We start from the raw sequence: 13,066 nt of genomic DNA, 5'->3' as shown, positions 1-13,066 counted from the left end.
CGACGCTCGCCGCGTACCGCCTGTTCGCACCCAACCGGCATCCCTCTCTCCGGCCGACTCCGCGATCGTACGCAGAGCGGCGGACATCGGTGTCAGCCGGTGAGGTGGGCCTGTACGGCCTCGTCGCCCGATCCGGTCACGGCCACCACGCGTCCCGCCGTGATGCGCAGGAACAGGAACTCGGCGACGTTCACGTGCCGACGCGTCGGCGGGATGCCGCGCCACACCCCGGTGTGCGTTCCGCCGGCGCGCAGGTGCGCGGCGATCCGATCGTCCTCGGCGACCACCTGGATCGTCTTCCACCGCCAGTCCGGGAAGCCGTGGAACAGATCGGCCAGGTCATCGATCCAGGCGTCCGCTCCTGCCGGCAGGTGGGCGCGCCGGACACCCGGATCGAGAAGATCCCGGATCGCCGCCAGATCGTGCCGGTTGCAGGTGTCGACGAAGTCGTCGAACCACCCGTGCAGCTGCCACGGCTCCATGGCGGACGGCCGGTCAGGCGTCGAGGTCGTCGACGCCCGGCATCCAGCTCTGTCCGGGCTTGCCCCAGCCGCGCTTGCGGGCGATCTTCTGGGTGGTCTTCCAGTCGGAGTCCGACAGGCGGTCGATGTAGAGGATGCCGTTGAGGTGGTCGAACTCGTGCTGCATGATGCGGGCGCGCCAGCCCTCGACGCGGATCTCGACCGGAGCCCCGTCGAGGTCCGTGCCCGTCACCAGGACCGCGTCGGCCCGGCGCAGAGCGAACCGCTCGCCCGGGAAGGACAGGCACCCTTCGGACTCGTCGTCGGGGTCGGGGGAGCCGGGCTCGGGTGGCGTCATCCAGAGTTCCGGGTTGATGAGGACACCCCGCCACGGCTGCCCGTCGTCGTCCTGATACGAGTACGTGTAGATACGGAGCCCGACGCCGACCTGCGGGGCGGCGAGGCCGACACCCGGTGCCGTGTCCATCGTCTCGAACATGTCGGCGACGAGCGCGCGGATGTCGTCGGTCACCTCGTCGACGGGAGCGGCGACGGAATGGAGGACAGGATCGCCCATGATGCGAATCGGAAGTACGGCCACGTCAGAAGCCTAACGAGGCTCGCGCCCGGTATCGTCGAGGCGTGATTCTCCCCGGGACGCCGATCGACGACCTCACCGACGAGCTCGTCGGCGTCTTCGGCAACCCGGCGATCCTCATCGGCATCCCGCTCGCGATCATCGGCGCGGTGTTCATGTCGTTCGGTGCGCAGTATCAGCACCGCGGCGTGCAGAAGGTCGAGCAGCTCACCGCGCAGGCGGGTGTCTCCGGCCTGACCGGCGGTCAGCTTCTGCGGTTGCTGCGCCGTCCGTCGTGGGTCCTCGGGACCGTCATGCTGGGCCTCGCGATCCTCTGCCAGCTCGCGGCGCTGTCCTTCGCGCCGCTGATCCTCGTACAGCCGATCGGCGCGATCTCGCTCGTCATCACCACGCTGCTCAACGCGCGGGTCAGCGGACACAAGCCGACGCGACGCTCGATCACCTCGATCGCCCTGTGCGTCGGCGGCATCTTCATCTTCGTGACGGTCGCCGCGCTGTACGCGACCGAGCGCCCGATCAGCGACCCGCAGCTGCTGACGGTCCTCTGGATCCTCCTTGGCGTCGTCGTCGTGCTGGGCGTCCTGTGGGTGACCCTCCGCAAGCGGATGCGGGCCCTTTTCTACATCGTCGCGGCCGGCATCGTCTATGGCTTCGTCGCGACCCTCGCGAAGGTCGTCATCAACCGCATCGCCAACGGCGACTTCGAGTGGCTGACGGTCCTGTGCATCGTCGCGCTGCTCGCCGGAACGGCGATGGGCGCCTACTTCGTCCAGACGGCGTACTCGTCGGGCCCGCCGGACCTCGTCATCGCCGGACTCACGGTGATCGACCCGATCGTCGCGATCGTCATCGGCCTCGCCGTCCTCGACGAGGCGAGCGGTGCCCCGTTCTGGGCGTACATCGGGTTCACCGTGGCGGGCGCGCTCGCGATCGTCGGCGTCTTCCAGCTCGCCCGGCACCACCCGCAGGTGGTCAGCGACAGCCAGGAGATCCCGATCTTCCGCGGCAGCACCGAGTTCATCGACGGCAAGAAGCCCACGACGGGATCGATCCGGATCACCGAGACCGTCGCGAAGGTGTGGCCGGATCCGCCCGTCAAGGACGAGGAACGACCGAAACGATAGGCTCGTCCTCACAGGGGGCGGTGGCCAAGCTGGTCAAGGCAGCGGGCTCATAACCCGACGATCGTGGGTTCAAGTCCCACCCGCCCTACCGATCACCGCGTTGCACGGCGTCGTAGGACGGCTGACGCAGCGCCTCGAACCACGCGGGCATCCGCGCGCCGGGGATGAGGCGACGACCGGCATCCGCCCTCATCGCGTCCGGACTGTCGGCTGTCCGCAGGTCGACCAGGGCGAACGGATGCCACGGCCCCGCGGGTGTCGCATGCGAGAGCTCCACCCACCACGCCGTCCGACGCAGCGTGCGGTGCAGCTCGCCCAGCCGTGCGGGCAGACGCGGCCCGAGAGAGCGGGCACGCACCATCACACGGCCCTGATTGCTTTCGTACGGGACGAGCGTGCCGTACACAATCCGCGGGGATGGATCGGGCGTGGATGCCGCACCCGCTGCACGCCGAGGAACACGAGGGCGAATGCGCGGCCGACGACCGCGGATCCTCGCCCCATCAGGGGTGCGTGATCGACGGTCCCTGGGGGAAAGGGTCGTCCTCGCCGTCCGACACCTCGCCGTCCGACACCTCGTCGCCGGCTCGGGCCGCGTCGGCCTTGACCTCGTCGCTCGCGGCGTCGGTCGGCGGCGCGTCGTCGGCGTGGGCGTCGTCGGTGTCACGGTGGTGAGGGGTGTTCTCGCTCATGATCTTCCTTCCGTCGAGCGGCCACTGTGCCTCTGCACAGGGCAGCGTCCTACGGGGTTGACGGATGACCGGAGCCGTGAGTGTTACACGGTTGTGATTCGACGTCGACGTAGGCGATAATGGCGGCACAACCGGATATCCGGCCAGCACTCTCCATCAGGTCGTAGGGGAAGACGTACCTGAACGAAACGGAGAGATCGATGGCCACACCTCAGGCGCGCGGAGTGATCTTCATCCACTCCGCGCCACGCGCGCTGTGCCCCCACCTCGAGTGGGCGGCCGGGCGTGCCCTCGGGCATGCCGTCAACTTCGAGTGGGCGGACCAGCCCGTCCTCGACGGCAGCCGACGCGCGGAGTTCTACTGGGAGGGACCCGCCGGCACCGGCGCCGCCCTCGCGACCGCCATGCGCGGGTGGGAGCACCTGCGTTACGAGGTGAGCGAGGACCCGACGCCGCGCAGCGACGGCGGCCGGTGGCTGCACACGCCGAGCCTCGGCATCCACTACGCCCAGACGGACTCGGCCGGCAACGTCGTCATCGGCGAGGACCGCCTGCGGTACGCCATGGAGATCGCGGCCGGCGACATCACCGAACTCCAGCGAGAGCTCGACGTCGCGCTCGGCGTCGCCTGGGACGACGAACTCGAGCCGTTCCGTCACGCCAGCGACGACGCGCCGGTCGTCTGGCTGCACAAGGTCGGCTGAGACGACCCGTCCCGAGCGGACACTCCACGATCGGACAGGTCTTCAGGCGGGGCAGGAGAGCTTCGACCGGCTTCGGACGGCTTCCCGGAGACCGGGGCGGCCTCGGCCCCGCCTGGACAGAACGACAGACGCCCCCGGTGGCTTCCCGGGGGCGTCTGTCGTGTGTCGGATCAGACCGAGCGGAACGCGACGACGGCGTTGTGACCGCCGAAGCCGAACGAGTTGCTGATCGCCAGCTGGTCACCGTCGCCGAGCGGCACCGCGTCGCCGGACAGGCGGAACGGTACAGCCGGGTCGGGTTCGGTGATGTTGATGGTCGGCGGAGCGACACGGTCGCGCAGGGCGAGCACCGTGAACATCGCCTCGAGGGCGCCCGTACCGCCCAGCAGGTGGCCCGTGGAGGCCTTCGTAGCCGAGACCGGCATCTCCTCGACACGGTCGCCGAAGACGGACTTCAGTGCGACGTATTCGTTCGGGTCGCCGACCGGGGTGGAGGTCGCGTGCGCGTTGACGTGGGTCACGTCGTCCGGCGCGGCATCCGCCATCTCCAGGGCGAGACGGACGGCGCGCGCGGCGCCGGTGCCCTCGGGGTCGTTGGCGGTGATGTGGTATGAATCCGCCGTCACGCCGCCGCCGACGAGCTCGGCGTAGATCTTGGCGCCGCGCGCCTTCGCGTGCTCCTCGGTCTCGAGGATCAGTACGGCCGCCCCCTCGCCCATGACGAAGCCGTCGCGGTCGATGCTGCCGGGACGGGATGCCGTCTCCGGGGAGTCGTTGCGCCGCGAGAGCGCCTGCATCGAGGCGAACGACGAGATCGTGATGGGGTGGATCGCCGATTCGGTACCGCCGGCGATCACGACGTCGGCGAGGCCCGCGCGCATGTGCTCGAGGGCGTTGACGATCGACTCGGTGCTCGACGCGCAGGCGCTCGCGAAGGTGCGGGCGTAGGCGCGGGCACCGAAGTGCAGCGACAGGTTGCCCGCCGCTGCGTTGGGCATGAGCATAGGCACCGTCATCGGCATGACGCGACGCGGCCCCTTCTCGCGCAGGGTGTCCCAGGCATCGAGAAGCGTCCACACGCCGCCGATGCCCGTGGCGAACTCGACGCCGAGGCGCTCCGGGTCGACCTCGGGCGAACCCGCGTCCGCCCAGGCCTCCTTGGCAGCGACCATCGCGAGCTGCGACGACGGGTCGAGTCGCTTGGCGACGGGGCGTTCCAGCACCGTCTCGGGGCGCACCTTCGCCTCGGCGGCGAACGTGACGGGCAGCTGGTATTGCTCGACCCACTCGTGCTCGAGGGTGCGCGCGCCGGACTCTCCGGCGAGGAGGGCGTCCCAGCTCTCGCCGGCGGTTCCGCCGATGGGGGAGGTCGCACCGATGCCGGTGACGAAGATTCGCTTGTTGCTCATGGTTCCCTCGTGCTGCTCCGGTGGGGGCGAACCCCCACCGGACGCGCGGATCAGGCCTGGTTGGACGAGATGTAGGTGACGGCGTCGCCGACGGTCTTGAGGTTCTTGACCTCGTCGTCGGGGATGGTGACGCCGAACTTCTCCTCGGCGTTGACGACGATCGTCATCATCGAGATCGAGTCGATGTCGAGGTCGTCGGTGAACGACTTCTCGAGGGCGACCTCGTCGGACGAGATTCCGGTCTCGTCGGTGATGAGCTCGGCCAGGCCGGCGAGGACCTCGTCGTTGGTGAATGCCATGGGATTTCTCCTTCTGTGGGAATCGGGCCCAGCCGGGCCGGTAGTCAGTTTAGGTGGGGGAGCGCCGTCGTCACGGGAGGACGACGACCTGGGCGCCGAACACGAGTCCGGCTCCGAATCCGATCTGCAGGGCGAGGCCGCCGCTGAGTTCGGGGTGCTCTTCGAGCAGACGGTGCGTCGCCAGCGGGATGGATGCCGCGGAGGTGTTGCCCGTCGTCTCGATGTCTCGACCGATCACGACGGACTCGGGCAGCTTCAGCTGCTTGGCGAACTCGTCGATGATGCGCATGTTGGCCTGGTGCGGCACGAAGGCGGCCAGGTCGTCGGGGGTGATCCCGGCGGCTTCGATGGCCTGGCGTGCGACCTTGACCATCTCCCAGACGGCCCAGCGGAACACCGTCGGGCCCTCCTGACGGAGGGTGGGCCAGGGGGCGAGGCCGTCGCGGAACTCGGTCAGCGTGTGGTTCATGCCCACGGCATCCGCCTTCGAGCCGTCCGAGCCCCAGATGGTCGGACCGATGCCCGGAGTCTCACTCGGTCCGACGACGACCGCGCCCGCACCGTCGCCCAGGAGGAACGAGATGGAGCGGTCGGTGGGGTCCACGACGTCGCTGAGCTTCTCGGTACCGATGACGACCGCGTAGTGGGCGGCGCCGGCGCGGATGAGGGCATCGGCCTGGGCGACCCCGTAGGCGAAGCCGGCGCAGGCGGCGTTGAGATCGTAGGCGGCCGCCGGGTTCGCGCCCACGCGGTCGGCGACGATCGCCGAGACCGACGGCGTCTGCTTCGGGTTCGAGATCGTCGCGACGATGACGGCGTCGATCTTGTCGGCCGGGATGCCGGAGCGTTCGATCGCCTCGGCGGCGGCGTCGGCGGCGAGATCGATCGCCGAGGTGTCGGCATCCGCCCTCACGCGGGTGATGATGCCGGTGCGCTGACGGATCCACTCGTCGCTGGAGTCGATCGGTTCGATCAGGTCCTCGTTGGGGACGGCGTTCTGACCGCGCGCCGCACCGTAGGAGTAGATGCGGGTGTGGGCGGCGCCGGTCGGCTGGATCAGCTGGGGGGTCATGCGTTCTCTCCGGTCAGGAGGGCGTTCGCGGCGGCGAGGTCCTCGGGCGTCTTCACCGCAACAGACGGTACGCCGCGCAGCCCGCGTTTGGCGAGTCCGACGAGCGTGCCCGCCGGTGCGAGCTCGATGATCCCGGTGACGCCGTTGTCGGCGAACGAAGTCATGCACAGATCCCAGCGGACGGGATTCGCGACCTGCGCGACGAGCAGATCCAGCGCGGCGCGGCCGTCGGTGACGGTGCCGCCGTCGCGGTTGCTCCAGAGCGTGAGGGAGGGGTCGGATGCCGAGACGACGGCCGCAGCCGACCGCAGCGTCTCGACGGCCGGCGCCATGTACCGCGTGTGGAACGCTCCGGCGACCTGCAGCGGGATCACGCGGCTGCCGCGCGGGGCATCGGCGGCGAGCTCCGCGAGGGCGGGCAGCGCGCCGGCGGCGACGATCTGACCGCCGCCGTTGTAGTTGGCGGGGGTGAGGTCGAGCTCCTCGAGGCGGCCGAGCACCGTGGCCTCGTCTCCTCCGACGACGGCGCTCATGCCGGTCTCCTCGAGCGCGGCGGCCTCGGCCATCGCGCGGCCGCGGATGCCCACCAGGCGCATACCGTCCTCCTCGGTGAGGACGCCGCCGGCGACGAGCGCCGCGATTTCGCCCACGGAGTGGCCGGCGACGCCGTCCGGCCCGTGACCGGCGGCGACGAGCGCGCGCCAGGAGAGCAGGCTCGCGGCGACGATGAGGGGCTGGGCGACCTTGGTGTCGCGGATGCGGTCGGCATCCCACTCGGTTCCGGCGGCGACGAGGTCGACCTCGGCGAACGCGGAGTACTGCTCGAGCAGCTCGCTGGTGCCTTCGGTGTCGAGCCACGGGGTGAGGAACCCGGGGGTCTGCGAACCCTGGCCCGGGAAGACGGCGATGATCACGGTTTCCATCCTTGCAAGTTCGGGTCGGACGTGCTGTCGGTCGGCGCACAACAAAGTGCGGATCGTTTGTCTGTGTCGTACAGGATCAGCCGCGGCGCGGCGGGCGTCGGCGGGTCACCTCGGCGCCGATCGAGCCGAGGATCAGCGCCGTCTGGAGGATGAGCGCCTCACGGGGACCGGTGGCATCCCACCCGATCACGTCCGACACCCGCTTCAGGCGGTAGCGCACCGTGTTGGGATGGACGAAGAGCTCGCGGGCCGTCGCTTCGAGGGAGCGACCGTTGTCGAGGTAGCTCCAGAGGGTCGTCACGAGGTCCGTCGAGTGCGCCTGCAGCGGTCGGTAGATCTTGTCGATGAGGGCAGCCTTCGCGAGGGGGTCACCGGCGAGGGCGCGTTCGGGCAGCAGGTCGTCGGCGTCGACCGGCCGCGGCGCGTGACGCCAGGACTTCGCCACCGCGAAGCCGGCGAGCGCGGCACGCGCGCTGATGCCGGCATCCAACAGGGCGGGCGCCGTCGGGCCCAGCACGAGATGACCGCTCCCGAACCCCGGCTCGAGACGCGTCGCGATCTCGGTGAACGGGAGCTCCTCGGCATCCTCCCGGCCCGTCTGGTCGGCCCGCCCGATGACGAGCACCAGGCGCGAACCCTGCACGCCGATGAGGACGTCGACGCCGAGCTTGCGGGCCGTCCGGCGCACCTGGTCGACGTCCAGCTGAGGCGGTGTCGTCCCCACCAGGACGGCGACCTCGCCGTGGCCGTGCCAGCCGAGCGCCGCGATGCGGCTCGGCAGCTCCTCGTCGGCCTCGCCCGTCAGGATCGAGTCGACGACGAGCGCCTCGAGGCGGGCATCCCACAGTCCGCGCGCCTCGGCCGCGCGGGCGTACACGTCCGCGGCGGCGAAGGCGACCTCGCGCGAGTACAGCAGGATGCTCTCGCGCAGCCCGTTGCCGCGCCCCGCGACACGTTCCTCGGTCGTCTCCACCGTCACGCGGATCAGCTGGAGCGTCTGGGTCAGGCTGATGCTCCGCAGCAGCTCGCGGGGAGCGGAGGCGAAGATGTCGGCCGCGATCCACGGCGTCGAGTTCGGGTCGTCGTACCAGTCGATGAAGGACGAGATGCCGGACTGCGCGACGAGACCGACGGCCGACCGCCGCCCGGGGGGCATCTCGGCGTACCACGGCAGGGACTCTTCGAGCCTGCGCAGTGTGGTGCTCGCGAGATCACCCGAGATGCGACGGAGCCACGCCAGTGTCTCCGCCTTCTCCTGGGCGGTCGGCCGTTCGGTCATCGCGCGGGTCAGGCTTCGCCGCCCGCGTTGCCGGAGGTGCCGGCGTTGACGTCGTGCAGACGGTACTTCTCGATCGCCTGAGCCGACAGGCCGCGGTCGACGACGCCGTCCTCGGCCAGGGCCTGCAGCGTGCGCACGACGATCGACGGGCCGTCGATCTTGAACTGGCGACGGGCCGCGGCGCGCGTGTCCGAGAAGCCGAAGCCGTCGGCACCGAGCGTCGCGTACCGGCGGGGGATCCACTGGCGGATCTGGTCCTGCACGGCGTGCATGAAGTCGCTGACGGCGACGATCGGTCCCTCGGAGTCGCTCAGCTTCTCGGTGACGTAGGCCGTCTTGGGCTCTTCGGTCGGGTGCAGGAAGTTGTGCTCGTCCGCCGCCAGACCGTCACGACGCAGTTCGGTCCAGCTGGTGACCGACCAGACGTCGGCGCTCACACCCCAGTCCTTCTGCAGCAGCTCCTGCGCCTCGAGCGCCCACGGCAGACCCACGCCGGAGGCGAGGATCTGGGCGCGGTGGCCCTCTCCCGACCCGGTCGCGACGCGGTGGATGCCGCGGATGATGCCGTCGACGTCGACATCCTCCGGCTCCTTCGGCTGGACGATCGGCTCGTTGTAGACCGTGATGTAGTACATGACGTTCGGGTCCTCGTGCTCCCCGCCGTACATGCGCTCGAGACCCGACTGCACGATGTGCGCGATCTCGTAGCCGTAGGCCGGGTCGTAGGAGACCGTCGCCGGGTTGGTCGAGGCGAGCAGGTGCGAGTGGCCGTCGGCGTGCTGGAGGCCTTCACCGGTCAGCGTGGTCCGTCCGGCGGTGGCGCCGATGATGAAGCCGCGCGCCATCTGGTCGCCCGCCGCCCACTGGGCGTCGCCCGTGCGCTGGAAGCCGAACATCGAGTAGAAGACATAGACCGGGATGAGCGGTTCGCCGTGCGTCGCGTAGGAGGTGCCGACACCCGTGAAGGCGGCGACGGCGCCGGCCTCGTTGATGCCGACGTGCATGATCTGGCCCTGCGGGCTCTCCTTGTAGGCCAGGAGCAGCTCGCGGTCGACGGACGTGTAGTTCTGTCCGTTCGGGTTGTAGATCTTCGCGGTCGGGAAGTAGGCGTCCATGCCGAACGTGCGCGCCTCGTCGGGGATGATCGGCACGATGCGGTGGCCGAAGTCCTTCGTGCGCAGCAGGTCCTTGAGTAGGCGGACGAACGCCATCGTGGTGGCGACCTCCTGCGTGCCCGAGCCCTTCTTCGGCAGCGCGTAGACGCTGTCGTCGGGAAGGCTGATCGCGGTGTGCGTGCTGCGACGCTGCGGGAGCGTGCCGCCCAGCGCGCGACGGCGCTCGACCATGTACTCGATGGTCTCGTCGCCCTCACCCGGGTGGTAGTACGGCGGCTCGTATGGGTTCTCCTCCAGCTGCGCGTCCGTCAGCGGGATGTGCATCTGGTCGCGGAAGAGCTTGAGGTCGTCCAGGGTCATCTTCTTCATCTGGTGCGTCGCGTTGCGCCCCTCGAAGTGCGGACCGAGGCCGTATCCCTTGACCGTCTTGGCGAGGATGACGGTGGGCTGGCCCTTGTGCTCGACGGCGGCCTTGTACGCCGCGAAGACCTTGCGGTAGTCGTGCCCGCCGCGCTTGAGGTTCCAGATCTGCTCGTCGGAGTAGTCCTTGACGAGGGCGGCGGCGCGCTCGTCGCGGCCGAAGAAGTGCTCGCGGACGTACGCGCCGTTCTCGGCCTTGTACGTCTGGAAGTCGCCGTCCGGAGTGCTGTTCATGAGGTTCAGCAGGGCGCCGTCGGTGTCGCGGAAGAGCAGGTCGTCCCACTCGCGGCCCCAGACGACCTTGATGACGTTCCAGCCGGCGCCGCGGAAGAAGCTCTCGAGCTCCTGCACGATCTTGCCGTTGCCGCGCACCGGGCCGTCGAGTCGCTGCAGGTTGCAGTTGACGACGAAGGTGAGGTTGTCGAGGCCCTCGTTCGCCGCGACCTGCAGCTGACCGCGGCTCTCGACCTCGTCCATCTCGCCGTCGCCGAGGAAGGCCCAGACGTGCGAGTCGGAGAGGTCCTTGATCCCGCGGTTGGTGAGGTACTTGTTCGTCATCGCCTGGTAGATGGCGTTGATCGGACCGAGACCCATCGACACGGTCGGGAACTGCCAGTAGTCCGGCATGAGACGCGGGTGCGGGTACGACGGCAGACCGTGGGGGGCAGCGGATGCCTCCTGGCGGAAGCCGTCGAGCTGCTGGCTCGTGAGCCCGCCCTCGAGGAAGGAGCGGGCGTACATGCCGGGGGAGGCGTGGCCCTGGAAGAAGACCTGGTCGCCGCCGCTGGAGTGGTCGGGGCCGCGGAAGAAGTGGTTGAAACCGACTTCGTAGAGGGCCGCCGACGAGGCGTAGGTCGAGATGTGACCGCCGACGCCGATGCCGGGACGCTGAGCGCGGTGCACCGTCAACGCGGCGTTCCAGCGGATCCAGCGGCGGTAGCGACGCTCGATCTCTTCGTCACCGGGGAACTCGGGCTCGCTGTCTGCCGGGATCGTGTTGATGTAGTCCGTGGTGGGGACCTGCGGGACATTCAGGTGCAGTTCGCGCGAGCTCTGCAGCAGGCTCAGCATGATCTCGCGGCCGCGGCCGGCGCCCCGGGCGTCGACGAGCTGGCGCAGGGATTCCTGCCACTCCGACGTCTCTTCCGGGTCGCTGTCCTGCGGGCCCTGCGAGTACGGATCCTGATCGTTGACAGTCACAAGAGGCCTTTCGTCGCCTGGCAGATCGTGCCAGGAAGGAGGGTTCGAGCGAGGGCGCGCTTGTTCGCCGCGCACAACTCGCTTGTCCTCAGCCTACCCATTGCGCCCGGCGGCGTTCGCCGTTCGAGACGGCGAGATGAGACAGCGGAGGGCGGATGCCGGGAGTGGGCCCTGCCGGGATCGAACCGACGACATCCACGGTGTAAGCGTGGCGCTCTACCAGCTGAGCTAAAGGCCCTGACGGACCGAGTCTACGGGCGGAAGCCGTAGGCCCGGTGCGCCGTCACCGCGCGGTGGGCGCGGTGTACAGGTCGCCGCCCTTCGCCAGCCGCGAGTGCCGGCGCGAGTACGCGAAGTAGATGACGAAGCCGAGCGCGAGCCAGATGAGGAAGCGCAGCCAGGTCTCGACCGTGAGGTTCAGCATCAGGTAGATGCAGACGACGGCCGACAGGGCGGGCAGCCACGGGTTCAGCGGCACGCGGAACCCGCGCGGCAGGTCGGGACGACGCCGGCGCAGCATGATGACACCGACGGACACGAGGACGAACGCCGACAGCGTGCCGATGTTGACCATCTCCTCCAGCACGCCGACGGGGGTGAGCCCGGCGACCACGGCGACGATGACCGTCACGATGATCGAGATCACCCACGGGGTCCGGAAGCGGGGGTGCACCTTCGCGAGTCCGCGGGGCAGGAGCGCGTCGCGCGACATCGCGAAGATGATGCGGGTCGCGCCGATCATGAGCGTCAGGACGACCGTCGTGAGCCCGGCGACGGCGCCGGCGGAGATGACGGTGGCCATCCAGGTCTGGCCGTGGAAGGCGAAGGCGTTCGCGAGCGCGGCGGCCGGGTCGAGGTCCTGGTACGGCACCATGCCGGTGACGACGAGGGCGACGGCGCCGTAGAGGATCGTGCAGATGACGAGCGAGGCGATGATGCCGATCGGGAGGTCGCGCTGCGGGCGCTTGGTCTCCTCGGCCGTCGTGGCGACGACGTCGAACCCGATGTAGGCGAAGAAGACGAGCGCGGCGCCGGCGAAGATCCCGCCCACGCCGAAGGCGGTCGGCTCGATGCCGGAGAAGAACTGCAGGAGGGGCTGCGTGAGCCCCGACGCCGTCTCGCGCGGCGCGGCATCCGGGATGAAGGGAGAGTAGTTCGCGGGGTTCACGAACAGGAGACCGGCGATGATCACGAAGAGGACGATGAAGAGCTTGACCGCGACGAGGACGAGGTTGACGCGCAGGGATTCCCGGATGCCGAGGGTGATGAGCACGCCCAGCACGACGACGAGCAGCACGGCCATCACGTCGACGGTGCCGCCGTAGCCGATGGCCGCGGGGATCGGTGCGCCGAGCTGTTCCATCAGCGACCCGAGGTAGGCGCTCCACCCCTGCGCCACGACGCTCGCCCCGAGGAACATCTCGAGGATGAGGTCCCACCCGATGATCCAGGCGAAGAGCTCGCCGAGGGAGGCGTAGGAGAAGGTGTAGGCCGATCCCGACACCGGGACGGTGGAGGCGAACTCGGCGTAGCACATGGCGGCCAGGCCGCACGCGATGGCCGCGACGACGAAGCTGATGACGATGGCGGGCCCAGCGACCTCGTGCGCGGCGCGCCCCGTCAGGGTGAAGATGCCGGCGCCGATGACGACACCGACGCCGAAGACGGTGAGGTCGAGCGCGGACAGCGACTTCTTGAGCCGGAACTCCGGCTCCTCGGTGTCGGCGGTCGACTGTTCGACCGTCTTGGTGCGCAGCATGCTCATGCTGA

The 13,066-nt window shown here is 69.5% G+C and carries 13 protein-coding genes and 2 tRNA genes; 3 read left to right on the top strand and 12 right to left on the bottom strand.

Annotated elements, in window-relative coordinates:
• Positions 1 to 92: 92 nt before the first annotated feature.
• Together ACPEH0_RS03555 and def are read right to left on the bottom strand one after the other, a co-directional pair.
• Complete coding sequence (locus ACPEH0_RS03555) at positions 93 to 482, bottom strand: ester cyclase (RefSeq protein ID WP_366212997.1); 390 nt, start codon at positions 480 to 482, stop codon at positions 93 to 95.
• 13 nt (positions 483 to 495) lie between these two features.
• A complete protein-coding gene (gene def / locus ACPEH0_RS03550; RefSeq protein WP_366212998.1) occupies positions 496 to 1,062 on the bottom strand; it encodes a peptide deformylase in 567 nt (188 codons plus the stop codon).
• A 41-nt stretch (positions 1,063 to 1,103) separates the two neighbouring features.
• On the opposite strand from def, the gene ACPEH0_RS03545 reads away from it, so the two are divergent.
• Together ACPEH0_RS03545 and ACPEH0_RS03540 are read left to right on the top strand one after the other, a co-directional pair.
• Positions 1,104 to 2,183 (top strand): DMT family transporter, encoded by a 1,080-nt coding sequence (locus ACPEH0_RS03545; protein WP_366212999.1) that lies wholly within the window; start codon positions 1,104 to 1,106, stop codon positions 2,181 to 2,183.
• Positions 2,184 to 2,197: 14 nt separating this feature from the next.
• Positions 2,198 to 2,271 (top strand) — tRNA-Ile (locus ACPEH0_RS03540).
• Here ACPEH0_RS03540 and ACPEH0_RS03535 read toward each other — a convergent pair.
• Together ACPEH0_RS03535 and ACPEH0_RS03530 are read right to left on the bottom strand one after the other, a co-directional pair.
• On the bottom strand, positions 2,269 to 2,544 hold the full coding sequence (locus ACPEH0_RS03535; protein ID WP_366213000.1) for a hypothetical protein: 276 nt from the start codon (positions 2,542 to 2,544) through the stop codon (positions 2,269 to 2,271). The two genes, ACPEH0_RS03540 and ACPEH0_RS03535, sit on opposite strands and share 3 nt — an antisense overlap.
• A 142-nt stretch (positions 2,545 to 2,686) precedes the next feature.
• Entirely contained in the window at positions 2,687 to 2,875 is a 189-nt protein-coding gene (locus ACPEH0_RS03530; protein ID WP_217531807.1) for a hypothetical protein, read from the bottom strand.
• Between the two features lie 200 nt (positions 2,876 to 3,075).
• Here ACPEH0_RS03530 and ACPEH0_RS03525 point away from each other — a divergent pair, with 200 nt between their 5' ends.
• On the top strand, positions 3,076 to 3,579 hold the full coding sequence (locus ACPEH0_RS03525; protein WP_064002159.1) for a DUF3145 domain-containing protein: 504 nt from the start codon (positions 3,076 to 3,078) through the stop codon (positions 3,577 to 3,579).
• Positions 3,580 to 3,749: 170 nt separating this feature from the next.
• Here ACPEH0_RS03525 and ACPEH0_RS03520 read toward each other — a convergent pair whose 3' ends face one another.
• The 8 genes from ACPEH0_RS03520 to ACPEH0_RS03485 form a co-directional block, all read right to left on the bottom strand.
• Positions 3,750 to 4,988 carry a beta-ketoacyl-[acyl-carrier-protein] synthase family protein gene (locus tag ACPEH0_RS03520; RefSeq protein ID WP_363380247.1) on the bottom strand — a complete coding sequence of 413 codons (1,239 nt, stop codon included), beginning with the start codon at positions 4,986 to 4,988 and terminating at the stop codon, positions 3,750 to 3,752.
• 50 nt (positions 4,989 to 5,038) lie between these two features.
• A complete protein-coding gene (locus ACPEH0_RS03515; protein WP_036308817.1) occupies positions 5,039 to 5,287 on the bottom strand; it encodes an acyl carrier protein in 249 nt (82 codons plus the stop codon).
• Positions 5,288 to 5,357: 70 nt separating this feature from the next.
• Entirely contained in the window at positions 5,358 to 6,359 is a 1,002-nt protein-coding gene (locus tag ACPEH0_RS03510) for a beta-ketoacyl-ACP synthase III (RefSeq protein WP_311861993.1), read from the bottom strand.
• A complete protein-coding gene (locus tag ACPEH0_RS03505; RefSeq protein WP_366213001.1) occupies positions 6,356 to 7,273 on the bottom strand; it encodes an ACP S-malonyltransferase in 918 nt (305 codons plus the stop codon). The genes ACPEH0_RS03510 and ACPEH0_RS03505 overlap by 4 nt, the downstream gene beginning before the upstream one ends.
• An 85-nt stretch (positions 7,274 to 7,358) precedes the next feature.
• Entirely contained in the window at positions 7,359 to 8,561 is a 1,203-nt protein-coding gene (locus ACPEH0_RS03500) for a PucR family transcriptional regulator (RefSeq protein WP_366213002.1), read from the bottom strand.
• 8 nt (positions 8,562 to 8,569) lie between these two features.
• On the bottom strand, positions 8,570 to 11,296 hold the full coding sequence (gene aceE, locus ACPEH0_RS03495; RefSeq protein WP_366213003.1) for a pyruvate dehydrogenase (acetyl-transferring), homodimeric type: 2,727 nt from the start codon (positions 11,294 to 11,296) through the stop codon (positions 8,570 to 8,572).
• 165 nt (positions 11,297 to 11,461) lie between these two features.
• Positions 11,462 to 11,534, bottom strand: a tRNA-Val gene (locus tag ACPEH0_RS03490).
• A gap of 45 nt (positions 11,535 to 11,579) precedes the next feature.
• Positions 11,580 to 13,061: an amino acid permease gene (locus ACPEH0_RS03485; RefSeq protein ID WP_366213004.1), complete on the bottom strand. Its 1,482-nt coding sequence runs from the start codon at positions 13,059 to 13,061 to the stop codon at positions 11,580 to 11,582.
• Positions 13,062 to 13,066: the final 5 nt, after the last annotated feature.

Origin of the sequence: Microbacterium sp. NPDC079356, assembly GCF_049545465.1 — a bacterium.
GTDB classification, from domain to species: domain Bacteria; phylum Actinomycetota; class Actinomycetes; order Actinomycetales; family Microbacteriaceae; genus Microbacterium; species Microbacterium gawkjiense.
The sequence above is the reverse complement of the archived record's forward strand: the minus strand, read 5'-3'. Positions and strand labels throughout refer to the sequence as shown.

What these genes read in the sequence shown, in the direction of transcription:
- ACPEH0_RS03555 (WP_366212997.1), bottom strand. Translation starts at nt 482, where the DNA reads ATGGAGCCGTGGCAGCTGCACGGGTGGTTCGACGACTTCGTCGACACC.
- ACPEH0_RS03535 (WP_366213000.1), bottom strand. Translation starts at nt 2,544, where the DNA reads ATGGTGCGTGCCCGCTCTCTCGGGCCGCGTCTGCCCGCACGGCTGGGC.
- ACPEH0_RS03530 (WP_217531807.1), bottom strand. Translation starts at nt 2,875, where the DNA reads ATGAGCGAGAACACCCCTCACCACCGTGACACCGACGACGCCCACGCC.
- ACPEH0_RS03525 (WP_064002159.1), top strand. Translation starts at nt 3,076, where the DNA reads ATGGCCACACCTCAGGCGCGCGGAGTGATCTTCATCCACTCCGCGCCA.
- ACPEH0_RS03520 (WP_363380247.1), bottom strand. Translation starts at nt 4,988, where the DNA reads ATGAGCAACAAGCGAATCTTCGTCACCGGCATCGGTGCGACCTCCCCC.
- ACPEH0_RS03515 (WP_036308817.1), bottom strand. Translation starts at nt 5,287, where the DNA reads ATGGCATTCACCAACGACGAGGTCCTCGCCGGCCTGGCCGAGCTCATC.
- ACPEH0_RS03510 (WP_311861993.1), bottom strand. Translation starts at nt 6,359, where the DNA reads ATGACCCCCCAGCTGATCCAGCCGACCGGCGCCGCCCACACCCGCATC.
- ACPEH0_RS03500 (WP_366213002.1), bottom strand. Translation starts at nt 8,561, where the DNA reads ATGACCGAACGGCCGACCGCCCAGGAGAAGGCGGAGACACTGGCGTGG.
- ACPEH0_RS03485 (WP_366213004.1), bottom strand. Translation starts at nt 13,061, where the DNA reads ATGAGCATGCTGCGCACCAAGACGGTCGAACAGTCGACCGCCGACACC.